Source organism: Mycobacterium sp. E1214 (assembly GCF_001666755.1).
In the GTDB taxonomy this organism is placed as follows: Bacteria; Actinomycetota; Actinomycetes; order Mycobacteriales; family Mycobacteriaceae; genus Mycobacterium.
On the sequence record NZ_LZJC01000021.1, the window covers coordinates 41401 to 63290 of the forward strand.

The 21890-nt window shown below is 70.6% G+C and carries 20 protein-coding genes; 7 read left to right on the top strand and 13 right to left on the bottom strand.

Annotation, left to right across the window (positions count from 1 at the left end; all coding sequences use genetic code 11):
- Window positions 1-50 precede the first annotated feature (50 nt).
- Entirely contained in the window at window positions 51-1202 is a 1152-nt protein-coding gene (locus A5700_RS02675; RefSeq protein ID WP_082960653.1) for an LLM class flavin-dependent oxidoreductase, read from the top strand.
- Here A5700_RS02675 and A5700_RS02680 read toward each other — a convergent pair.
- From A5700_RS02680 to A5700_RS02690, 3 genes are all read right to left on the bottom strand, one after another.
- Complete coding sequence (locus tag A5700_RS02680) at window positions 1199-1831, bottom strand: UbiX family flavin prenyltransferase (RefSeq protein WP_068074223.1); 633 nt, start codon at window positions 1829-1831, stop codon at window positions 1199-1201. The two genes, A5700_RS02675 and A5700_RS02680, sit on opposite strands and share 4 nt — an antisense overlap.
- On the bottom strand, window positions 1831-3348 hold the full coding sequence (locus A5700_RS02685; RefSeq protein ID WP_068074222.1) for a UbiD family decarboxylase: 1518 nt from the start codon (window positions 3346-3348) through the stop codon (window positions 1831-1833). The genes A5700_RS02680 and A5700_RS02685 overlap by 1 nt, the downstream gene beginning before the upstream one ends.
- Window positions 3349-3409: 61 nt before the next feature.
- Window positions 3410-4042, bottom strand: coding sequence for a cutinase family protein (locus A5700_RS02690; protein WP_068204439.1), 633 nt, complete (start codon window positions 4040-4042; stop codon window positions 3410-3412).
- Window positions 4043-4268: 226 nt separating this feature from the next.
- Between A5700_RS02690 and A5700_RS02695 the strand changes: the two genes are divergently transcribed.
- Window positions 4269-4865, top strand: a complete 597-nt coding sequence (locus tag A5700_RS02695; protein WP_156671051.1) for a class I SAM-dependent methyltransferase — start codon at window positions 4269-4271, stop codon at window positions 4863-4865.
- Between the two features lie 78 nt (window positions 4866-4943).
- Here A5700_RS02695 and A5700_RS02700 read toward each other — a convergent pair whose 3' ends face one another.
- From A5700_RS02700 to A5700_RS02710, 3 genes are read right to left on the bottom strand one after another with little or no spacing between them, the layout of a single operon-like run.
- A complete protein-coding gene (locus tag A5700_RS02700; protein WP_068074218.1) occupies window positions 4944-6014 on the bottom strand; it encodes a prenyltransferase in 1071 nt (356 codons plus the stop codon).
- A complete protein-coding gene (locus A5700_RS02705; protein WP_068074217.1) occupies window positions 6001-6759 on the bottom strand; it encodes a class I SAM-dependent methyltransferase in 759 nt (252 codons plus the stop codon). Before A5700_RS02705 ends, A5700_RS02700 begins: the two co-directional genes overlap by 14 nt.
- Complete coding sequence (locus A5700_RS02710) at window positions 6753-8027, bottom strand: glycosyltransferase family 4 protein (protein WP_068204418.1); 1275 nt, start codon at window positions 8025-8027, stop codon at window positions 6753-6755. Before A5700_RS02710 ends, A5700_RS02705 begins: the two co-directional genes overlap by 7 nt.
- Window positions 8028-8349: 322 nt before the next feature.
- Here A5700_RS02710 and A5700_RS02715 point away from each other — a divergent pair, with 322 nt between their 5' ends.
- Entirely contained in the window at window positions 8350-9147 is a 798-nt protein-coding gene (locus tag A5700_RS02715; RefSeq protein ID WP_068204421.1) for a DUF1906 domain-containing protein, read from the top strand.
- A gap of 72 nt (window positions 9148-9219) precedes the next feature.
- On the opposite strand, the gene katG is transcribed toward A5700_RS02715, so the two are convergent.
- From katG to A5700_RS02730, 3 genes are all read right to left on the bottom strand, one after another.
- Window positions 9220-11460 (bottom strand): catalase/peroxidase HPI, encoded by a 2241-nt coding sequence (gene katG, locus A5700_RS02720; protein ID WP_068074213.1) that lies wholly within the window; start codon window positions 11458-11460, stop codon window positions 9220-9222.
- A gap of 32 nt (window positions 11461-11492) precedes the next feature.
- Window positions 11493-11933: a Fur family transcriptional regulator gene (locus tag A5700_RS02725; RefSeq protein ID WP_068074211.1), complete on the bottom strand. Its 441-nt coding sequence runs from the start codon at window positions 11931-11933 to the stop codon at window positions 11493-11495.
- Between the two features lie 83 nt (window positions 11934-12016).
- On the bottom strand, window positions 12017-13303 hold the full coding sequence (locus A5700_RS02730) for an Ig-like domain-containing protein (RefSeq protein WP_068074209.1): 1287 nt from the start codon (window positions 13301-13303) through the stop codon (window positions 12017-12019).
- A gap of 152 nt (window positions 13304-13455) precedes the next feature.
- Here A5700_RS02730 and A5700_RS02735 point away from each other — a divergent pair, with 152 nt between their 5' ends.
- Window positions 13456-14307: a hypothetical protein gene (locus tag A5700_RS02735; RefSeq protein ID WP_068204423.1), complete on the top strand. Its 852-nt coding sequence runs from the start codon at window positions 13456-13458 to the stop codon at window positions 14305-14307.
- Window positions 14308-14379: 72 nt separating this feature from the next.
- Complete coding sequence (locus tag A5700_RS02740; protein WP_068074205.1) at window positions 14380-15879, top strand: FAD-dependent oxidoreductase; 1500 nt, start codon at window positions 14380-14382, stop codon at window positions 15877-15879.
- Window positions 15880-15914: 35 nt separating this feature from the next.
- On the opposite strand, the gene A5700_RS02745 is transcribed toward A5700_RS02740, so the two are convergent.
- From A5700_RS02745 to A5700_RS02755, 3 genes are all read right to left on the bottom strand, one after another.
- On the bottom strand, window positions 15915-16478 hold the full coding sequence (locus A5700_RS02745; RefSeq protein ID WP_068074203.1) for a tat pathway signal sequence: 564 nt from the start codon (window positions 16476-16478) through the stop codon (window positions 15915-15917).
- A 39-nt stretch (window positions 16479-16517) separates the two neighbouring features.
- The gene (locus A5700_RS02750; RefSeq protein ID WP_068074202.1) at window positions 16518-17561 is read right to left on the bottom strand and encodes a bifunctional 2-polyprenyl-6-hydroxyphenol methylase/3-demethylubiquinol 3-O-methyltransferase UbiG; all 1044 of its coding nucleotides are present in this window, start codon (window positions 17559-17561) and stop codon (window positions 16518-16520) included.
- Window positions 17562-17622: 61 nt separating this feature from the next.
- Window positions 17623-18795, bottom strand: a complete 1173-nt coding sequence (locus A5700_RS02755) for a glycosyltransferase (RefSeq protein ID WP_068074201.1) — start codon at window positions 18793-18795, stop codon at window positions 17623-17625.
- 426 nt (window positions 18796-19221) lie between these two features.
- Between A5700_RS02755 and A5700_RS02760 the strand changes: the two genes are divergently transcribed.
- On the top strand, window positions 19222-20586 hold the full coding sequence (locus A5700_RS02760) for a PPE domain-containing protein (RefSeq protein WP_068204427.1): 1365 nt from the start codon (window positions 19222-19224) through the stop codon (window positions 20584-20586).
- Between the two features lie 125 nt (window positions 20587-20711).
- Entirely contained in the window at window positions 20712-21539 is an 828-nt protein-coding gene (locus A5700_RS02765) for an MOSC domain-containing protein (protein WP_068074311.1), read from the top strand.
- Window positions 21540-21562: 23 nt separating this feature from the next.
- On the opposite strand, the gene A5700_RS02770 is transcribed toward A5700_RS02765, so the two are convergent.
- Window positions 21563-21814: a hypothetical protein gene (locus A5700_RS02770; RefSeq protein ID WP_068074197.1), complete on the bottom strand. Its 252-nt coding sequence runs from the start codon at window positions 21812-21814 to the stop codon at window positions 21563-21565.
- Window positions 21815-21890: the final 76 nt, after the last annotated feature.

Genomic DNA, 21890 nt, shown 5'->3' on the forward strand with positions numbered 1-21890 from the left:
CACCCTCCGTTGAACATGAACGTTGACGTAGAGCATAGGAGCTGATCGGCATGCTGCGTTTCGGAACCTTCATCGCGCCCTATCACCCCGTGCGGGAGAGCCCGCTGACCACCTACGAGCGCGACCTCGAACTGATCGAGTGGTGCGACCGGTGGGGATTCGACGAGGCCTGGGTCGGTGAGCACCACTCGGCCGCGTGGGAGAACATCGCCGACCCGGCCGTGTTCCTGGCGGCGGCCGGGCAACGAACCCGGCGGATCCGGCTCGGCTCGGGGGTGGTCAGCCTGCCCTACCACCATCCGATGATGGTGGCCGACCGGTTCGTGCAACTCGACTACCTCACCCACGGCCGGGCCATGCTGGGCGTCGGGCCTGGCGCCTTGATCTCCGACGCGACGATGATGGGCATCGACCCGGTGACCCAGCGGCCGCGGATGAACGAGGCGCTCGGGGTGATCACGCGTCTGCTCGCCGGTGAGACGGTCACCCACCACAGCGACTGGTTCACGCTGGAAGAGGCCCGCCTGCAACTGCTTCCGGTCAACGGTGCGATGCCGATCGCGGTCGCCTCGAGCACCTCGCCGTCGGGCATGGTGGCCGCGGGCACGCACGGGGTGGGCGTGCTGTCGTTGGGCGCCGGCCTCATCGGCGGCAAGAAGGATCTGGCCGCGCACTGGGCGCTGGGGGAGAAGGCCGCCGCCGAGAGCGGCAAGCAACTGCGGCGTGAGGAGTGGCGGCTGGTGATCCGCGCCCACCTGGCCAACACCCGGGAGCAGGCGAAAGCCGAAGTGCGCGAGGGCCGGGAGGCCGAGCGGGTCGGTTACTTCAAGCGGGTGGCCGGGTTGAAGAACGACTACACGCTGGAGCAGGAGATCGAGGAGGACGCCGCGATCGTCGGCACGCCCGACGACATGATCGAAGCGCTGCATCGGCTACAGAGCGCCACCGGCGGGTTCGGTGGCTTCCTGGTGCTCGCGGGTGACTGGGCCGACCGCGAAAACACTTTGCGCAGTTACGAATTGATGGGCCGATACGTGATTCCCGAATTCCGGGGCCACCTCGATCCGCTGCGCACGAGCTACCAGACGGTGATCGCCAAGAAGCGGGACTACGGCGCGCCGGCGATGGCGGCGATCAAGAAGGCCTACGAGGACGCCGGGCAGCAGATGCCCGAGGACCTCAACCCCACCAACCTGCGCTAGGCATGCCCCGCCGGGGTCTGTTCGGTCCCGTTTTGCATGACCGCCTGGCGCAAGGCGTCGTCCCAGCGCGGGAAGACGTCGGTATGGATGCCGATTTGGTCGAGGGCCCGCCCGACGGAATGGTCGACAATGTCCTCGATGCTGTGGGGCCGGAAGTAGAACGCCGGCACCGGCGGAAAGATGGTGCCGCCAGCTTCGGTGATGGTGGCCATGTTGCGCAGGTGGATGAGGTTGAACGGTGCATCGCGCACCATCAGCACCAAGCGGCGGCGTTCCTTCAGCACGACATCGGCGGCGCGGGACAGCAGCGAGCTGGACACGCCGGTGGCGATCTCACCGACGCTGCGCATCGAGGCCGGGGCGATGAGCATGCCACGGGTCAAGAACGACCCCGACGACATCGGGGCGCCGACGTCGTTGACGTTGTAGACGTGGTCGGCGCGGGCCTCGAGATCCTCGCGGCTCAAGTCGGTCTCGTAGGCGCGGGTCAGATGCCCGGCGCGGGTGACGATGAGGTGCGTCTCGACGCCGACGCTGCGCAGGACATCGAGAGCGCGTGCGCCGTAGACGATGCCGGTCGCGCCGGTGACACCGACGATGAGGCGGCCGGGCTGGTCGGGCTGGTTCATCAGGGATACTCCAAGTCCAGGTCGGGCGCGTACGGGCGGGGGTCGACGTCACGAAAGTGGGCCCGCTCGAACTGGGCTTTCATCCGGTAGGGCGCGGTGGCGTCGTAGATGGTCTTGCAGGTGGTGCCCTTGGCCGGCAGCGTGGGGTCGTATTCGGGTTGCTGGCTGGGGTCGAGCACGTGGCCCGACACGCCGGGGACGGTGAGGATGTCGCGGTCGCCCTGCATGCGGGTCTGCATCGCCCACAACACATCGTCGGTGTCGAACAGATCGACGTCGGCGTCGACCAGGATGACGTTCTTCAGCTCCCGGTACACCCCCAGCGCCACCAGCGCGGCTTGGCGGACGCGGCCGTCGTCGGCGACACCCGTCTTCGTGCACCTGAGGACGGCCAGGAACTTGCCGCCGCCCGCGCTGTGTGCATAGACGTCGTTCACCAAGCCGGGCAAGGCGTCCTGCAGGGCATTGAAAATGCTTGCCTCGGTGGGGATTCCGGCGAGGCTGACATGCTCCTCACCGGGACCGACCAGGGTTTGCAGGATGGGATCGGTGCGCGTGGTGACCGCGGTGACCTTGATGACGGGTAGCGCCGGGTTGGCCGGCCCGTGGTAGCCGGGAAATTCGGGCATGGCCCGCCCGGTGTGGGTGTTCTGGTCCTCCGCCTGACGTTCGCCCGGGATGATGTAGCCCTCGACGACGACCTCGGCCGAGGCGATCGCTTTCTGCTCCACCGTGACGCCGTCGACGAGCTCGACCGGTTTGCCGCGCAGGCCGCCCGCGATGGCGAGTTCGTTGTAACCCAGCGGCGTCGTGGGCGCCTCGAACGAGGCGCTGAGCAGGATCGCCGGGTCCAAGCCCATGTTGACGGTGATCGCGAAGCCGCGGCCGTCGGCCTCCGCGCGCTGCCGGAACTCATCGATGTGGCGGCCCGGCGCGAAGAAGATGGTCATCTCGTCGCGGTTTTGCACGCACAACCGGTGAATGGTGACGTCGGTACCCAGCTCGGGGTCGCTGCCCAGCACCAGGCCGAGGCAGAAGTACGGGCCCGCGTCCTGGTCGGTGTTGGTGGGTGCCGGCAGCAGCGTGCGCAGGTCGAAGTCGGGGTCCTCGGCGCGGTGCACCACCTGTTGACACGGCACCTGGTTACCGGTGAAACCCGTTGGAGCGAGCGCCTTGTCGTAGGCCTCGGCCATCCGTTGGGTGAGCCGGTCGGGCGGGGACTCCAACAGGATGCCCACCCGCTTGCGGCTGGCCATGACCCCGACGAGCACCCGCCAGCCGGGGAAACCGGTGACGTCGTTGAACATCATGGCCGGCCCGATGCGAGTGGGGCGTTCGACGGTGCCGCCGGCACCGACACGGCGGTAGACCCCGGCCAACTCACCGATCGGGTCGATGCGGTGGTCGGTCTCGATCAGCTGACCGCGGTGGCGCGCCAGCCGGGCCAGCGCGGACCTGAGGTCGACAATCGGGTCGTCCGGCACGGCAGGGGTGGGTGACGGGTGCTCCACGGGCATCTGTACCTAGTACCCGAACGCGCCGGGATAAACGGTGACCGCGCCGGCCAGGGTGCGGGGTTCAGAGCTTGCCGGCGACGAAGTCGGCGGCCTGGTTGGCCATGCCGGCATCGACGTAGGCGCTCGCGAGGTGCTGCGGCCAGTTGTCCTGCCAGGTGTTCGGATCGGCCGGATTGCACACTGGGTCGGCGCCGTGGCACAGCTCGATGGTCCGGTCGTTGTAGGTGGGGTTGAAGTTCGTGATGGGCCCCACCCATTGGCTGCCGTTGCCGAACAACGCGACGGCGGCGACGTGCTGATCGGCGCCGGGCGGCAGGGGACTGTCGAAACCTAACGCGGAGAACGGCACCGCGAGCACCACGTCGGTGACGGCCGCGCCCAGCGAATAGCCGCCCAGCACCAACCGGGTGTCCGGGCAGTCGGCGATCATGTCCTGAATGTGGTGGCTCATGTCGTTGGCGCCGACGTCCACCTCGGTGTCGGCGGGATAGCGCACGGCGTAGGCGCCGACGCTCTTGGATACCTTGCCGCGCAGCGCGCCGATGAACGCGTTGCCGAGCACGCCCGGTCCGGGCGACTCGTAGCGGCCGCGGGCGAACACGACCTGCACCGGCGGGCAGCGCGCGGCCGCGGCCCGCGGCGGGACCGGGCACGCCGCGAGCCCGGTGGCCGTCGCGGCCACCGCCACGGCCATCACCAGTACGTCGCGCCCGGGCACGCCCCCGATCGTAAAACGCCCGTGACGCCGCCGCTGGGGAACCGTGGCGGGGTAGCAAACGGTCGCCTGAGTCGATCGCCGGGCCGCCACCAACCCGGCCAGCCGGCGCGCCCGCACCGCCCGATAGGTTCACGGTGTGACGCATACCGACACCAATTCCACCGAGAAGCTCTTCGCGCTCGCCGAGCAGGTGCGGGGCTTCATGCCCGCCGACGAGGGGCGGGCGCTGCACGACGCCGCGCTGCGCTACCTGCGCGGCGGCGTCGGCGTCGAAATCGGTACGTACTGCGGGAAATCCACGCTGCTGCTGGGGGCCGCCGCGCAGCAGACCGACAGCGTGCTGTTCACGGTCGACCATCACCACGGCTCCGAGGAACACCAGGCGGGTTGGGAATTCCACGACGCCTCGCTGGTCGACGAGGTCACCGGCCTCTTCGACACGCTGCCGGTGTTCCGCCGTGCGCTCGACGCCGCGGCGCTGGACGAGCACGTCGTCGCCGTGGTCGGCAAGTCCCCGATCGTGGCGCGCGCCTGGCGGACGCCGCTGGACTTGCTGTTCATCGACGGCGGTCACAGCGAAGCCGCCGCGACTCAGGACTTCGAGGGCTGGGCGAAATGGGTGGCCCCGGGCGGGGCGCTGATCATCCACGACGTCTTCCCGGATCCCAAGGACGGTGGTCGGCCGCCCTACTACATCTACTGCCGCGCCGTGGATTCCGGGCAATTCCGAGAGGTGTCGGCCACCGGATCGTTGCGGGTGCTGCAGCGCGTCGGCGGGCAGCCGGGGGACCGGGTCTAGCGGATCTGATCCGGGATCGCCGTCATGTCGGCGGCACTCTCAGCTAACGCGCCCGCCTCGATGTCGTCGCACGCTGTGTCAGCGGCCGGTGGCGACGCACTCGCAGTCGAAGTCGGTCTGCAGGCCCAGCGGCAGCGCCTCGCCGCGGAACAGGCCCGCGGCTCCGGTGGTGTCGGACAGGGCGTCGGCGGCCAGGATCATCGCGGCGCCGGTCCAGGTGGTGCGTTCCTCGGGCCACCGCTTGCCGTCGGCGAACACCAGCCCGGTCCAGTACGAGCCGTCGTCCTCGCGCAGGTGTTGCATGGCGGCGAACTGCTGGTGCGCCACCGACCGTTGCCCGAGGGCGTCCAGGGCCATGACCAGCTCGCAGGTCTCCGCGCCGGTGACCCACGGTCGGTCGCTCACGCACCGGATGCCCAGGCCGTCGACGACGAAGTCGTTCCAGCGCTGCGTGATGCGCGCGGTCGCGGCCGCACCGCGCAGCGCACCGCCGAGGATGGGGTAGTACCAGTCCATCGAGTAGCGGTCCTTCTCGTTGAACGCCTCGGGATGGGCGGCGATGGCGTGTCCCAGCCGTCCCAACGCCAACTCCCATTCCGGTTGCGGATCCCCGACGAAGGCGGCCAGCGCCAGGGCGCAGCGGATGCTGTGGAACACGCTGGCACACCCGGTCAGCAGTGCCTCCGTGAGCGGCCCCGCTTCGCTTCGCGCCCAACCGATTTCGCCGTACCCGGTCTGCAGGTCGATGACAAAGTCGATCGCCTTGCGCACGACGGGCCACATGTCGTGGCCGAACGCCGCGTCGTTGGTGACCAGGACGTGGTGCCACACGCCGGTGGCGATGTAGGCGCAGAAGTTGCTGTCGCTGTTGGCGTCCTCGATGACGCTGGCACGTAGCTGGATGGGCCAAGAGCCGTCAGGCCGCTGGGTGCGCCGGCTCCATTCGAACGCCGCCCGCGCGGGCTCGAGCAACCCGGCCGCGGTGAGCGCCATCGCGCACTCGACGTGGTCCCACGGGTCGGTGTGCCCGCCCTCGGACCACGGGATGGCGCCGGAGGGCTCCTGCGTGGCCGCGATGGACCGCGCGGTCTGCCGGCATTGCCCGGGGGTCAGCACGCCCGGAACTGCCGGCGCCTCAGACCGACGCAACTGAATACCCCGGCGTCGTCGCGTCCTGCGCCACAGGCTTTTTCACGAAGTACATCGCCACGCTCTTGCCCACCAGGGGATTGAGCACCGACTCGGCCAGCTGGGTGATCCTCGGCCGCTGCATCAGGTCCCACACCAGCAACTTGTGGTAGGTGGTGACCGCGCGATGCTCGGTATTCGACACCCCCACAGCGCATTTCAGCCACCAGAACGGGGAGTGCAGGGCGTGCGCGTGGTGGGTGTGCGTCAAGTCCATCCCGGCGCCGGCGATCTTGCCCCGCAACTCGTCGGCCCGGTAAATGCGGACGTGGCCGCCCTCGTTGCTGTGGTATTCGTCGGACAGCAGCCAGCAGATCCGCTCGGGCAGCCAGCGCGGCACGCTGACCGCCAGCGTCCCGCCCACCTTGAGCACCCGGATCAGCTCGGCGATCGCGGCGTCGTCCTGCGGCACGTGTTCCAGGATCTCCGAGGCGATGACGCAGTCGAAAGTCTGGTCAGCGTAGGGCAATTGGAGGGCATCACCGACGACGACCGTCGCCGACGCGCCGGCGGGCGCCTCGCCGTTCTCGCCCATCGCGCGCAGGATGGCGTCCACGTTGCGCAGCTCGGCCGCGTCCTGGTCGAAGGCGACGACGTCGGCGCCGCGGCGGTAGGCCTCGAAGGCGTGCCGGCCGGCGCCACAGCCCACGTCGATGACCTTGCTCGACGGGCCGATCCGCAACCGGTCGAAATCGACGGTCAGCACGGCGCGTGGCCCTGCGCGCCGACGCTGGCGCCGCGCGACGCGCCGCGGGCGATCGCCCTCTCGTAGACGCCGACGGTCTGCGCGGCGACCGCCGACCAGCTGAACACGCTGACCGCGCGGGCGCGGCCGGCCCGGCCGAGGCTGCGCCGCTTCTCCGGGGAGTCGAGCAGCGCGCCGAGCGCCCCGGTCAACGCGTCGACGTCGGCGGGCGGCACCAGCTCGGCGCAGGCGCCGTCGGTCCCGAGGACCTCCGGCAGCGCGCCCACCCGGCTCGCGACGATCGGGGTTCCGCTGGCCATCGCCTCGACCGCGGGCAGCGAAAAGCCTTCGTAGAGCGAGGGAATGCAGGCGACCTCGGCGGACGCCAGCAGCCCGGCCAGCTCGGCGTCCGACAGCCCGCTGGTGACGTGGACGATGTCGGAGATGCCGAGCTCGGCGATGAGCTTGTGGGTGGGTCCGTTGGGTTCGACCTTGGCCACCAGCCGCAACTCCAGGTCGCGGCGGGTGCGCAGCCGGGCCACGGCGTGCAGCAGGGTGCGGACGCCCTTGAGCGGGGTGTCGGCGCTGGCGATGGCGATGACGCGGCCGGGCTGCCGCGGGCCCGAGCCCGGCTTGAACAGCTCGGTGTTGACACCTAACGGCACCACATGCAGCTGGTCGGGCGCCACGCCGAAGTCGCTGACGATGTCGGCGGCCGACGACGACGACACGGTCAGCAGGTCGGGGATCTGGCGGGCCACTTGCTGCTGCATCGCCAGGAAGCCATACCAGCGGCGCACCAACGGTTTTCGCCACCAGGGTGCGGCCGCCAGGTCCAGCACCCGGTCCCGGGTGATCGGGTGGTGCACCGTGGCCACCACCGGCAGGCCCGCGCCGGCGAGCCGCAGCAGGCCGGTGCCCAGCGACTGGTTGTCGTGCACGACGTCGAAGTCGGCGACCCGGTCGGCGAGCAGCCGGGCGGCGCGCAGGGTGAACGTCCGCGGTTCGGGGAAGCCCGCCGTCCACGTGGTCAGCAGTTCGCGCAGGTCGATGGAGTCACGGATCTCGCCCGGCCGGGGCACCCGGAACGGGTCGGGTTCGCGGTAGAGGTCGAGGCTCGGCACCTCGGTGAGGCGCACCCGCGGGTCGAGCAGGTCGGGATAGGGCTGACCGGAGAACACCTCGACGTCGTGACCCAGTTCCACCAGACCGTGGCTGAGATGGCGCACGTAGACGCCCTGTCCGCCGCAATGGGTTTTACTACGGTAGGACAGCAGGGCAATTCGCATACTCAACTCTTCTTTGCTGGAGAATGACCGCGCGATGGCGCCGACTTCGTCGCGGTCAACGGACTCCCGAACCCCGCGACAGCAAACTGGACATGTGTCCAGACTATAGTTCGATGACCTAATCGAGCGCAACGAACCGGGCCGCCACCCGTCCGCGTCGACTCGGTCCGCGTGATGTCTGACACGCAAAGATCATGCCACTAGCGCGTAGCCGCCACCTGTCCGACCGGTTCGGCGCGGCCGGCCGGGCGGTGGGGCACCCCTCGACCGGGCGCGCCAAACGGGCCCGGGGCGGCGGGCGGTGCTTTGTTACCATCGCGCGGTGCGCGAATCGGCGAGCCCCGGTGGTGGCGGCGACCGGCGTGTTCTGCGCCGTCGCGAGGCCTTGCGCTTCGCGGCGGCACCGCTGCTGCTGAGCCTGGGCGCGGGCGCCGGCAGTGCGCGGGCCCACGCCGCCAGTGTGCAGCTCATCGACTTTGCCGAGCGCAGAATCCCACCGAGCGAGATCGTGGCTGCCGGTTATGCCGGCGTCGTGAACTACGTGTCGCAGTCGCGGCCGGGTGCCAACTTCGAGGCGAAGCCGCTCACCCGGGACTACGCCGACGCGCTGCGGGCGGCGGGGCTGCACATCGTGAGCAACTTTCAGTACGGCAAACCGGGTTGGCCCGACCCCTCGGACTTCACCCGCGGCTTCGACGGGGGCGTCGCGGACGCGCGCACCGCCATGCAGCTGCACGCCGCGGCGGGCGGCCCCGACTCGGCGCCGATTTTTTTCAGCGTCGACGACGACATCAACGCCGACACCTGGAATGGCGTTGCCGTGCAATGGTTTCGGGGCCTCAATTCGGCCCTGGGCGTGGAGCGCACCGGCATCTACGGGCACGCCCAGGCCTGCGGCTGGGCGATCAGGGACGGCGTGATCGGACACTCCAGCAGCGCCGGGCACCGGTGGGCGTGGCAGACGAGGTCGTGGTCGCACGGGGAGCGCGAGGCCGCCGCGGTGCTTTATCAGACGGTCGTCAACAGTCCGGGCAACCCCGGCCCGCTGCTCGGGGGCATCAACGTCGACGTCGACGACGTCCTGGCCGCCGACTACGGGCAGTGGGACCTCAACCGGTAATTCCGCTGTGCACGACGAAACGGCACCCCGCGAGCCGCGCTCGCGGGGTGCCGTCCCAGGTGCGGCCGTGCCTCAGGCGAGGTCGTACCGATCGTTGTTCATCACCTTGACCCAGGCGGCGACGAAGTCCTCCACGAACTTGCCCTTCGCGTCGTCCTGGGCGTAGACCTCCACCAGCGCCCGCAGCACCGAATTCGAGCCGAAGACAAGGTCATTGGCGGTCGCGGTCCACTTCGGCGCGCCGGTGACCCGGTCGTGGCCCTCGTAGACGTTCTCCGTGGTTTCCGAGACCTTCCACTCCGTGCCCATGTCGAGCAGGTTGACGAAGAAGTCGTTGGTGAGCTTCCCCGGCCTGTCGGTGAACACCCCGTGCTTGGTGCCCCCGTGATTGGCCCCGAGGGCCCGCAGCCCGCCGATGAGCACCGTCAACTCCGGGCCGGTCACGCCCAGCAGGTAGGCCCGCTCCAACAGTTGCTGCTCCACCTGCCCCTTCTCGCCGGGGCGGATGTAATTGCGGAAGCCGTCGGCCCGCGGTTCGAGCACCGCGAACGACTCGACGTCCGTGGACTCCTGGGAGGCGTCGGTGCGGCCGGGCGCGAAGTGCACCGAGATCTCGTAACCGGCGTCGCGAGCCGCCTTTTCGACCGCCGCCGAACCGGCCAGCACGATGAGGTCCGCCAACGAGATCTTCTTGCCCCCGGACGCCGAGGCGTTGAAGTCCTGCTGGATTCGCTCCAGGACGGGCAGCACCTTGGACAGCTCGGAGGGCTCGTTGACCTCCCAGTTGCGCTGCGGCTCCAGCCGCAGCCGGGCGCCGTTCGCGCCGCCCCGCTTGTCCGTGTTGCGGTAGCAGCCCGCCGCCGCCCAGGCCGTCTTCACCAGCTGCGGGACCGACAGGCCCGCGTCGAGCACCGTCGCCTTGAGCGTCGCGACATCCTGCTCGTCGACCAGTTCGTGGTCGACGGCCGGAACCGGGTCCTGCCACAGCTGCGGCTCGGGGATCCACGGTCCCAGGTAGCGCGAGATCGGCCCCATGTCGCGGTGCAGCAGCTTGTACCAGGCCTTGGCGAAGGCCTCCGAGAGCTCCTCCGGGTGGTCCAGCCAACGCCGGGTGATCTCCCGGTAGATCGGGTCCTCGCGCAGCGCGATGTCGGTGACCAGCATCGTCGGGGCGCGCCCCGGTCCGCCGAACGGATCGGGGATGGTGCCCGCGCCGGCGCCGTCCTTGGCCTGGAACTGCCACGCCCCGGCCGGGCTCTTGGTCAGCTCCCACTCGTAGCCGTAGAGGTTCTGCAGGAAGCCGTTGCCCCATTTGGTCGGGGTGGAGGTCCAGATCACCTCCAGGCCGCTGGTGATGGCGTCCTTGCCCTTGCCGCTGGCATACGAACTCTTCCAGCCCAGCTGCTGCTGCTCGATCGGGGCGCCTTCGGGCTCGGGGCCGACCAACTCGGCGTCCCCGGCGCCGTGGGTCTTACCGAAGCTGTGCCCGCCGACGATCAGTGCGGCGGTCTCCTCGTCGTTCATCGCCATTCGGCCGAAGGTCTCGCGGATGTCGATCGCGGCGGCCACCGGGTCCGGCTTGCCTTCCGGTCCCTCCGGGTTCACGTAGATCAGACCCATGGTGGTCGCGCCGTACGGCTCCGCGAGGTCACGCTTGCCCGAGTAGCGCTTGTTGGTGCCCAGCCACTCCTCCTCCTCGCCGAAGAGCACCTCCTCGGGCTCCCACACGTCTTCGCGGCCGAAGGCGAACCCGAACGTCTTGAGCCCGAAGGATTCCAGGGCGACGTTGCCGGCCAAGAGCAACAGGTCCGCCCAGGAGATCTTGCTGCCGTGCTTCTGCTTCACCGGCCACAGCAGCCGGCGCGCCTTGTCCAGGTTGGCATTGTCGGGCCAGCTGTTGAGCGGCGCGAAGCGCTGCAGGCCCTGACCGCCGCCGCCGCGGCCGTCGTAGATCCGGTAGGTGCCGGCGGCGTGCCAGCTCATCCTGATCATCAGGCCGCCATAGTGGCCGAAGTCGGCGGGCCACCAGTCCTGCGAGGTGGTCAGCACCTGCAGGACGTCGGCCTTGAGTGCCTCCACGTCGAGCTTGGCGAACTCCTCGGCGTAGTTGAAGTCCTCACCGAGCGGGTTGGACTGCGGCGAGTGGGGGTGCAGCTTGGACACGTCGATCTGGTTGGGCCACCAGTCCTGGTTGCGCAGCGCACCGTGGACCTTGGGGGTGGGCGACGGGATCGCCGGGTTCTCGCTCTCGCTGTTGCTTGCGGTCGCGCCGTCCGGTTGCGGCGGACGGCTCTGGGATACATCGGAGGACACAGCATTCCTTTCTTGGGGGGTTGGGCTGTTGTCTAGGAAGTCGCGGTCGAGCAGTCGGAGCACAGGCCCCAGTAGATGACCTCCGCCTCGTCGAGGACGAAGCCGTCGAGCGCGTTGTCGTCGTCCGCCGGCGTCAGGCACGGGGCCTCGCCGACCGCGCAGTCCACGTCGGCGATGACGCCGCAGGACCGGCAGACGGCGTGGTGGTGGTTGTCACCGACGCGCGACTCGTAGCGGGCGACCGAACCCGACGGCTGGATGCGCCGCACCAGGCCGACGGCGGTCAGCGCGTTGAGGACGTCGTATACCGCCTGCCGGGACACCTCGGGCAGGCCGCGGCGCACGGCCGAGAAGATGGTCTCGGTGTCGGCGTGGGGGTGGGCGTCGACGGCGTCGAGCACGGCAACCCGTGGCCGGGTCACCCGCAGGTCGGCGACACGCAACCGCTCCGCGTGATCGGCCGTCGATGACACCGCACCAATATGGCGCACTTATTTGGAACGAGTCAAGACTTTGTTGTGAACCAGAACACAATTGTCGCCGACGAACTCACGCGTCACTCGGACGGTTTGAGGGCGCTGCCGTGCCGCCACTGGTCCCAGGTCAGGGTCCAGTCGCCGTTCTGCGCCAGCGTGAGCGGCGGCCCCCCGCTGTTGCGCACCTCGACGACGTCGCCGGGCACCGAGAAGTCGTAGAACCACTTGGCGTTGTCGGCGTTGAGGTTCAGGCAGCCGTGCGAGGTGTCGCGGCTGCCCTGCGCCCACACCGTCGCGTCCAGCTCGTGCAGATAGATGCCGTCGGTGCTGATCTTGGTGGCCCAGTTGATGGTTTCGCGGTAGCCCAGGCGCGAGTTCTTGGGCAACCCGAACGTCGAGGAGTCCATGATCACCGGGTTGCCCTTGTCGAGCACGGTGTAGATGCCCGACGGCGTCCACAGCGAGATGCTTCTGCCGCCGACGTTCTCGGTGCCGCCCATGCCCATGGACGTCGGCATGGTGCGCTGCAGCGCGCCGTTGCTGAAGACGCTCACCTGGTGGGTGGCGTCGTCGGCGATCGACACGTGCGCGTCGCCGATGCGGAACGACACCCGGGTGTCGTCTTGGCCGAACAGGCCGTCGCCCAGCGCGATCCCGTAGATCTTGGCCTCGGCGGTGACGGTGGTGCCCGGGGCGTAGTAGTGCTCGGGCCGCCAGTGCGCGTTCTGGTCGTCGACCCAGTACCAGGAGCCGTCGACCTTCGGGTTGGTGCTGACCGCCAGCTGACGCTCGGCGGCGGCCCGGTCGGCGATCCGCTCGTCGAAGTGCGCCACGAGCACCGTCCCCACACCGTAGGTGCCGCCGTCGCGCAGCGCGGTCTGCGCCGTGGTGGTGAAGGACACCTTGGTCTGGTTCGACGGGCGCAGCGTCGAGAACGTCGAAACCTGGTTGGAAACAACGCCGTTGGGCCCGCGGCTGCCGATCGTCAGGGTGTAGGTGCGCCCGTAGCCCAGTGGGACGGTGGGCTTCCACACGGTGTTGTCCGGGGTCATCACCCCCTGGACCGATGTGCCACCCTCGTTGACCATGCGGACCTCGGTCAGCGTGCCGCTCTTGGCCTGCACCGTGACCGGGGCGACCGGGTCGACGTTCTGGGCGCCCCCGGCCGGTGTCACCGAAACCTCGGCGGGCCCAGTGGTTTTCGATGCGTCGTGGGGCAAGCACGGGCCGCCCGAGCACCCGGGGGAGACCGCCAGTTCCACGGCCGCCGCCACCGCGACCACCACCAACACCGCCAGCAGCAACCAGCGCGACCGGTCGATACGCCGGATCCGGTCGACGAACCGCTCACGGGTCTCAGGCATCATGAAACTTGCGAATCCTTGCGTCGATGTTGGGTTGCCGGCTCGAACATTGCGGCCCAGCGGCGATGATGGTGTTAGGGGCATAGCCCGCGACGTGCAGCGGCAAACCTGCCACGTGCCGCGTCACAGGCCAACCGCGGGTGGATCATGGCGTGATGGCCGAAGACACAGCCGACGCCAAGCCCGACGCCGAACTCGAGGCTGCGCTCGACGACTTGTATCGTGCGCCGCCAACCGAATTCACCGCCCACCGCACCCGGTTGGCCGCCGCGGCCAAGAAGCGCGGCGACGCCGCGGCGGCCAAACGACTCGGCGCGGCGCACAAGCCGACGACGGCGGCGTGGATCGTCAACCGGCTCGCGCTGACCCGCTCGGACACCGCCGGGCGGCTGGCCGAGCTCGGGGACAGGCTGCGCGACGCGCACGCCGCCATGGACGGCGCGAGCATCCGGGAGTTGTCGGCGCAGCAACACCGCCTGATCGGTGAGCTCGCCCGCGACGCCCTGCGGGCCGCCGGCGTCGACCGGCCGTCGTCGAGCGTGCGCGACGACGTGACCAGCACGCTGCAGGCCGCGGTCGCCGATCCCGACGTCCGGGGGCGCCTTGGCCGGTTGGAGCGGCCGGAGCAATGGTCGGGGTTCGGCGGCCCGGCCGCGGCCGACCGGGCGGGCCGCGCACCCCGCCGCACGCCCAGGGCCCCCGCCCGGTCCGGTACCGCCGCGGCTGCCTCCGCGGCGCGCGACCGGGACCGCGCGCGACGGCGCGACGAGTTGAATGCCGCCGTCGCCACCGCCCAGCGACATCAGGAAGCGGCCGACGACGCGCTGGCCCGCGCCGAGGCTGCGCGGGCCGCGGCCCGGCGCAGCCACGAGGAGGCGCGCCGGGCGCTGGGGGCTGCCGAGCGCGCGCTCGGCCGCGCCGAGGACGAGCACGCCGAAGCCGAGCGGGCCAGCCGCGCGGCCGCGCAATCGCTGCGCGAGGCGCAGGCGAACCTGCGGCGGGCCTGAGTCACACCGACCGGCGCCGGGCGTTTCCGGGCGATCGGTCCGGGTATCAGCACAGCCGTGACCTCTTTATGGATGGCCGATCGAACCGAACGCCCGTGGGACGCGACGCAGCTTGACGGCGGCTCCCGCTCCGCCGATGTCATCGTCGTCGGCGCCGGGATCACCGGCCTGATGACCGCGGTTCTGCTGGCCCGCGCCGGCAAGGACGTGCTGGTGGTCGAGGCACGCACGGTCGGCGCCTGCACCACCGGCAATACCACCGCGAAGATCAGCCTGTTGCAGGGCAGCCACCTGTCCAAGATCGTGCCGCGGCACGGCCGGGACCTGGCCCGCGCCTACATCGAGGGCAACCGTGAGGGCCAGGACTGGATCCTCAACCACTGCGACACCCATGGCATCGCGGTGCAACGCGAGGACGCCTACACCTATGCGCAGTCCGCCAAGGGCGTGCCCAGGGCGCGCGCCGAATTGCAGGCCTGCCAGGCCGTCGGGTTGCCCGCGGTTTGGGACGACGCCGCCGACGTGCCGTTCTCGTACCACGGCGGCGTGCGCCTGCCCGACCAGGCGCAGTTCGACCCCATGCCGTTCCTCGACTCGCTGGTGAGTGAGTTGCTCGGGCGGGGCGGTCGGTTGGTGGAGCACACACGGGTCCGCCGGGTCTCCTGGCGCGGCAAGGGGGTCCGGTTGCGCGTCAACGACGCCGCGCAGCGCGACGTCGAGCTGCAGGCGGCGCAGGTCGTGCTGGCCACCGGCATTCCCATCCTGGACCGCGGCGGCTACTTCGCGCGCGTGAAGCCCAGTCGCTCGTACTGCTTCGCCTTCAAGGTCCCCGGCACCATCACCCGGCCGATGATGATCTCCACGGATTCACCGACCCGCTCGGTGCGCTACGCGCCGACCGCAGACGGCGAGCGGCTGATCGTGGGCGGCGGCGGGCACACCGTCGGCCGCAAGAAAAGCCCCACCAAAGCCCTCGAGGAACTGAAGTCGTGGGCGCGTCAGCACTACCCGGGCGCCGAGCAGACGCACTTCTGGTCGGCGCAGGACTACACCCCCATCGACCAACTGCCCTATGTCGGGCCGATCCTGCCGAACAGCGAAACCATCTTTGTGGCAACGGGATTCAACAAGTGGGGCATGACGAACGGCGCGGCCGCGGCGCTGGCCCTGTCCAGCCGCATCCTGGGCGGCCGGATGGACTGGGCTCGGGCGTTCGCCAGCTGGAGCCCCCACGAGCTGTCGGGGATCACCACGGCCCTGCAGGCGAACCTCGAGGTGGGCTTCGACCTGGCGAAGGGGTGGGTCACGCCGGCGCTTCGCACGGGCCGGCGCGACCCCACCGGCGACGAGGGCGGCGTGGTGAGCGGGCCGCCGTGGCACCTGGAGGCGCGGTGCCGCGTCGACGGCACCGAGCACCGGATCTCGCCGGTGTGCCCGCACCTCGGGGGCATCGTGAACTGGAACGACGCGGACAAGGCGTGGGAATGCCCGCTGCACGGATCGCGCTTCGCGCCCGACGGCACCCTGCTGGAGGGCCCGGCGACCCGCGACCTCACGGCCTCGTCGCGCTGAACGCTGCGGCGCGGATCGTCGCCCCGCGGGCCTGATTAAACCTGACGCCACGACGGCTGGGCGGGGTCGGCGAGCCGCTGCTCGACCGGACCGACCCCGAAGACGGCGATCACCGCCGGCTCGGGCTGGTTGGCCGGCACGCCGTCGTAGTGCGGGGTGCGAGCCGCGCGCTTCACGAAGCCACCGGGGCCCACCGGGGCGGCGTCCTGCGGGGCGAAATCGTTGCCGCTGTTGACGAACCACGTCCCCGACACCACCACCTGGATCCGGTCGGTGGCGTAGGTGTGCGGCGCGCTGAACCAGCCCGGGTTCCACCTCATCATCACCAGGTAGGGGCCCGGCCGGTCGAAATCGCCGTACAGCTTTGCCATTTCGCCGCTGTGCGGCGGCAGGTTGCCCCAGGGCTGGAAACTGATCTGGTCGAACGGCTCGACGAACGTCTGGGCCGGGTCGGGGCCGGCCTGCGGGGGTGGCGTGAGTCCGATGTCGCCCAGGCGGCCCGTTGACGTGACGTCGGCCCTGTCGGTGGCCGCCAGCGTCGCCAGCAGCAGCGGCGCCGCCAGCAACAACGCCCGCCGGTTGGAGTCCGTCTCAGCCATCGCGCCTCCCGATCCCGTTGATCCCACGATAGGCGAGATTCAGCCCGACTTCCCAAACACCATCCAGCGCAACTCGATCGGCGAGTCTGCGGGTTCGACGTCGAAGACGTCCAGGCCGTTCGCCCAGCCCTCGAACCAGCCCGTCGGGGGCCAGGACTCGGCGGGAAGGTGCGCCTTCTCGTAGTCGAACGCGGAGTCGTCGGCGATCGGCTCGAGCGGCAGGCCGGCCGCCGCGGCGATCACCTCCTCGCGGGTGAAAATCATGTTGTTGCACTGCTGGCTGAACTGCAGCGTGGCCTCGTCCGGCAGATAGCCGGGGCGCGGCACGAACGTGTTGAACACCAACCGGCCGCCCGCGGTCAGGCACTGGGCGGCGAGTTCGCACATGCCGCGCAGCTCGTGGGCCGTCCGGAAGTCGGGGACCACCTCGGAGAGCACGAGCAACTGGTACTCGTCGCGCACGCCCTCCATCGCGGTGAAGACGTCGCGTTGCACGACGGTGACGGGCAGCCCCTCCCGTTGCGCCTCGCTGCGGATCACGTCGGCGAATTTCGGGGTCATCTCGACCGCGTCCACCGGGTGGCCACGGCGGGCCAGCGCCAGGGCGTTGCGGCCGGTCCCCGCGCCGACGTCCAACACTTTGCAGGCGGCCGGCTCGGCAGCTTCCGCGGCGAGCGCCAGCACCCGCGCGTCCGGTTCGGTGCCGAACAGCGGCGGCGGCCGCACGGCCACCCACTGCTCGTAGTCGGCCTCGATGGTCCGCCAGTCCGCCTGGATGCGGAAGTTGACCCCCGTTCCGAACGGCGAGTGAAAAGCGATGAGGACGTCCGACCGGGACGACGCCCGGAAGGCCTTGGCCAGCTCGGCCCGCAGCACGGTACGCAACTGCGCCGATTGCTGCGGGGTGTACCAGACGCCGAGGCTGGCGCAGATGTTGCCGCACAGCAAGACGTATTCGTCGAGCAGAGCCGGAACCGCGGGCACCCGGATCTGGCCCTCGGCCGCCGAACGCCGATAGAGCCGCCGCACCAAGGCCTCGTGCAGCACCGAGGGGTCGGGCGGGTGGCTCGGCGGATCCTGCACGAGAACCTTCTACACGACCCCGTGGCTTTCCACCACCGCTCGGGCGGCCCGGACGGCTCGATCAGCCTGACTCGGCGGCGGCTTCCAGCAGGTCGGCGGCCGCGGCGAGGCTTGCGCCCGGCGGGGTCATGCGCGCGCCGACGTCCCGGGCGCGGTCGCGGTAGTGCGGCGCGAGCACCGCGCGCAAGTCCGCCACCAACGTATCCAGCGTGCTGGCCGAAAACGGCCTGCCGATGCCGATTTCGAGCTGGTGGATCGAGTCGGCCCAGATCGGCTGGTCGAGCCACAGCCACAGGATCAGCATCGGCACCCCGGCCCGCATGGCCGCCGCGGTGGTTCCGGAACCGCCATGGTGCACCACCAGGCGGCACGCCGGGAACACCGTGGCGTGATTGACCGCGTCGACGATCTTGACGTGGGCGGGCTGCTCGGCGTCGGTGAAGTCGTTCGGGCCGCTGCAGATCAAGGCCCGCTCATCCAGCCGGGCGCAGGCCGCGCTGATCACCGCGACGGTCTCCGCGGGGGAGGTGACGGGGGTGCTGCCGAAGCCGAAGTACAGGGGCGGCGGCCCGTCGCCGATCCAGGACAGCACCTCGGCGTCGGCGGCGGTCGGCATTTCCAGGGTCAGCGAACCCACGAAGGGGCGCCGCAATCCCGACGCCGCCCACTCCGCGGCCAACTTGGGCACACAGAACTCTTCGTAGGCCTGGATCTCCAGGGCGCGGGCCCGCGCCGGTTCCGGCTCCTCGGGCAGCCCGAGGAGAATCCGTTGGGCACCGGCGGCGATGTTGGTGATGTGTGACTGCAGGCCGCCGAGTTCGAGCGCTTCGGCGGGGAAGAAATGCAGGGCGGCCAGCGGGACCTCGTAGCGTTCGGCGACGTTGGCGACGAGCCGCTGCTCGTTCATGCCGGCCACCACCAGGTCGGCGCCGTCGACGAGCGCCGTCAACGCGGTGTTCTTCTCCGACCAGACGCTGGACGCGTCTTCGGCCAGTTGCGGCAGCACGTCCATGGGATTCGGGCCGTGCTGGACGAACCGGGTGGCGAGGTCGATCCGCTCCCGGGTGTCCGGCCCGTAGGCCGCCGCGACCAGGCCCGCCGCCGCGGCGAAGTCGAGCTTGTCCGGCGGAACCGCCAACCGCACCTCGTGGCCCCGGGACAGCAGTTCGCGCGCGACGGCGACGCACGGTTCGACGTCGCCCCGGCTGCCGTAGGCCGCCAGCACAATTTTCATGTACGCCCCATTTCGCGGTGTCGCTCTAGATCCAAGCAGAACCGCGACGACCGCACCGTGCCGCCGCCGCGGCGGCCGCGCGACCTGGGGCTTGCCCCGGCCAACGGTCGCGCCCGGGACGGCGCCCGAAAGCGGGCCGCTCACATCGGCCTGCCGCTGCGGGGCGCGCAACTGAACGCGCTGTAACGTACGCGTTAACCAGCCGCAACCTGGATTCGCGGTCAGCCACGCCGCGGGGCCACGCTGCAGGCCCCCGCACGACCGGCGCCGGCTGCCTGGCCTGGGCCGCAGGCCCGCTGGTCGCCGTGCCCACAGTAGTAAAGGAATGCGATTTGTTTGCTGCCCAGCTGGTTATTCCTGAACGACGGTCGGCGCAGCCGGCGTCGTGTTCGGTTACCCGGGTCTAGGCCGAGGGGAGGAGGCGACATGGACTTTGCGGTGCTGCCGCCGGAGGTCAACTCCGCGCGGATGTATTCCGGCCCCGGTTCGGGACCCATGCTCGCCGCCGCGGTGGCGTGGGACAGCTTGGCCGCCGCGCTGCACTCGGCCGCCAGCGGATATCAGTCCGAGATCGCCGGCCTGACCGCCGGGCCGTGGCTCGGGCCGTCGTCCGCGGCGATGGCCGAGGCGGCCGCCCCCTACGTCGAGTGGCTGCGGATCACCGCCTCCCAGGCCGAGCAGACCGCCAACCAGGCGCGGGTCGCGGCCGCGGCCTACGAGACGGCGTTCGCCGAGACCGTGCCACCGCCGGTGGTGACCGCCAACCGGACGCTGCTGGCCGGTCTGGTCGCCACGAACGTGCTCGGGCAGAACACCCCGGCCATCGCGGCCACCGAGGCGCAGTACGCCGAGATGTGGGCCCAGGACGCCGGTGCGATGTACGGGTACGCCGGTTCGGCGGCATCGGCGACCACGCTGACCGCCTTCGCGCCGCCGCAGCAGAACAGCACGTCCGGATCCGAGCAGTCATCGGCGGTCAACCAGGCCACCCGCCTCGCGGCGGGCAACTCCCAGAACGCCGTGTCGTCGGCCCAGCAGGCGTTCGCGCAGGTGCCCACCACCCTGAGTAACCTCGCGGCGGCGCCCGCCGCCGCGGCCGACCCCTCGAGCGCGATCAGCGGTCTCGACGAACTCAGCGACCTGATCGCGGTGTTCCTGGACGCACCCGCCAGCGTCGCCGGCCTCGGCATCGACTCGCCGTCGGCCGCGGTCGCCCTGCCGTTCGACATCGTCGGCGCCGAGACCGGTTTCCACACCGACGACATCATCAGCGGCTGGGCCGGCGTGCAACCCTTCCCCGGCAACGGCCCGGTGCCGCCCACCCCGTTCCCGGTCATCACCAACCTGGCGGGCGGATCGGCCGCGCCGGCCGCCGCGGGCCTCGGCCAGGCCGGTACCGTCGGCAGCCTGTCCGTCCCGCCGACGTGGACCGCGGCGGCCCCGGCGATCCGCCCGGCCGCCCTCGCGCTGCCCGCCACCGCCTTCACTGCCGCCGCGCCGGCCGCCCCCGCGGCGCCCGTCGCGCCCGGCTCGGGCAGCTTGTACGGCTCGATGGCGGCGGCAGGCATGGCCGGGCGGGCGATGGCCGGCACCGGCGCGCGCGGCGCCGAGCGGGCGGCGGCCGCCGGGGGCGGGAAGGCCGCCAAGGCTGCAACCGAGACCCCGCCGCCGCCGGGCGGACCCATCACGAGCATCGCCGCCGAGCTGCGGGAACTGGCGTCGCTGCGCGACGCCGGGATCATCACCGAGGCGGAGTTCGTCGAGCAGAAACAGCGGCTACTGCCGCACTGAGGTGCCGGGAGCTCGCGCGGCCCGAGCCGCCGGTCCGCCTGCCGGGCCGCAAGGTGATCGCGGCCGCGGACTCTGCGACGATGTGGAACACCACCGACAACAGGTTTCGACACAGGCAGGCAACCGTGCACCTCGACGACCGCGGAGAGTTCCGGGTCCAGACTCTGCTCCGCTACCCGGTGAAGTCGATGCTGGGCGAGACCGTGCAGAGCCTGTTTGTCGACGAGACGGGAGCCGCGGGTGACCGGCGGCTGGCGCTGCTCGACGGGGCGACGGGCCACGTCGCCAGCGCCAAGAACCCGCGACTGTGGCGGGCCCTGCTGACCTGCACCGCCAGCGCGGCCGCCGGCCCGGTGAGCATCCGGCTACCCGACGGCACCCAAGTGCGCGCCGACGATCCTGCGGTGGACGAGCTGATCTCGCGGTTGACGGGGCGAGCGGTCCGGTTGGTCGCCCAACGCCCGGACGGGGCTACGCTGGAACGCCCGGATCCGGAACAGCTGCTGGAGCTGGGGTTGGACGCCGACGTGGGCGGGCGCATCTTGACGATCGCTCAGGCCACGCCGGGGGCGTCGTTCACCGACGAGGCGCCGCTGCACGCGATCACCACCGCCACCCTCGATCACATCGGCGTGGAAGCGCTGCGGTACCGGCCGAACGTGGTGATCGCCACGCCGCCGGGTTACCCGCCGTACGCCGAAAACGATTGGGCCGGTTCACAGGTCGTGGTCGGCGAGGCGCGCCTACGCGCGCTGACGGCAACCTCGCGGTGCGTGGTTCCCACGCTGGAACACGGGCCGTTGCCCCGAGCCCCGCAGGCCTTGCGCGTGCCTGCGGCCGAAAACCGGATCAACACCGGCGGCCACGGTGCGCAGCCGTGCGCGGGGGCGTACCTCGCGGTGGCCGAACAAGGCACCATCCGGGTAGGCGACCCGGTGAGCATCCCGGCCTAGGCGGCCGCGGCCGTCCTGGTCCCTCAGCCGCCGAGGTTGCGCACGGCGGTGTCGAGGTCTTCGGCGAGCTCGGCCAGCTGCCGCTCGGAGGGTTGCGCGTCTCCGGCCCGGGCCACCAGCTCGCCGCGCGTCGAGATTTGCAGAGCGCCTTGATATTCCGGCGAGGCGAGCTGGTCCGGTGTCACCACCTCGACTCGGCCTTCGATCAGAACCAAGGCGGCTTCGGAGTCGCTGCTGCCCAGCAGCCGCTGCACGTCACTCGCGTTGACCGTCATCACTTTCCCCGTCTCGTGCGCCGTCGGCCCGTCGTGGACGTAGCTGTGCCCGCCACGGAGCCGCGTAACCGTGTGT

What these genes read in the sequence shown, in the direction of transcription:
- A5700_RS02695 (WP_156671051.1), top strand. Translation starts at nt 4,269, where the DNA reads ATGCCCGCCGACGAGGGGCGGGCGCTGCACGACGCCGCGCTGCGCTAC.
- A5700_RS02760 (WP_068204427.1), top strand. Translation starts at nt 19,222, where the DNA reads ATGGACTTTGCGGTGCTGCCGCCGGAGGTCAACTCCGCGCGGATGTAT.
- A5700_RS02730 (WP_068074209.1), bottom strand. Translation starts at nt 13,303, where the DNA reads ATGATGCCTGAGACCCGTGAGCGGTTCGTCGACCGGATCCGGCGTATC.
- A5700_RS02690 (WP_068204439.1), bottom strand. Translation starts at nt 4,042, where the DNA reads ATGGCCGTGGCGGTGGCCGCGACGGCCACCGGGCTCGCGGCGTGCCCG.
- A5700_RS02745 (WP_068074203.1), bottom strand. Translation starts at nt 16,478, where the DNA reads ATGGCTGAGACGGACTCCAACCGGCGGGCGTTGTTGCTGGCGGCGCCG.
- A5700_RS02675 (WP_082960653.1), top strand. Translation starts at nt 51, where the DNA reads ATGCTGCGTTTCGGAACCTTCATCGCGCCCTATCACCCCGTGCGGGAG.
- A5700_RS02710 (WP_068204418.1), bottom strand. Translation starts at nt 8,027, where the DNA reads ATGCGAATTGCCCTGCTGTCCTACCGTAGTAAAACCCATTGCGGCGGA.
- A5700_RS02740 (WP_068074205.1), top strand. Translation starts at nt 14,380, where the DNA reads ATGGCCGATCGAACCGAACGCCCGTGGGACGCGACGCAGCTTGACGGC.
- A5700_RS02680 (WP_068074223.1), bottom strand. Translation starts at nt 1,831, where the DNA reads ATGAACCAGCCCGACCAGCCCGGCCGCCTCATCGTCGGTGTCACCGGC.
- A5700_RS02685 (WP_068074222.1), bottom strand. Translation starts at nt 3,348, where the DNA reads ATGCCCGTGGAGCACCCGTCACCCACCCCTGCCGTGCCGGACGACCCG.
- A5700_RS02735 (WP_068204423.1), top strand. Translation starts at nt 13,456, where the DNA reads ATGGCCGAAGACACAGCCGACGCCAAGCCCGACGCCGAACTCGAGGCT.
- A5700_RS02770 (WP_068074197.1), bottom strand. Translation starts at nt 21,814, where the DNA reads ATGACGGTCAACGCGAGTGACGTGCAGCGGCTGCTGGGCAGCAGCGAC.
- A5700_RS02755 (WP_068074201.1), bottom strand. Translation starts at nt 18,795, where the DNA reads ATGAAAATTGTGCTGGCGGCCTACGGCAGCCGGGGCGACGTCGAACCG.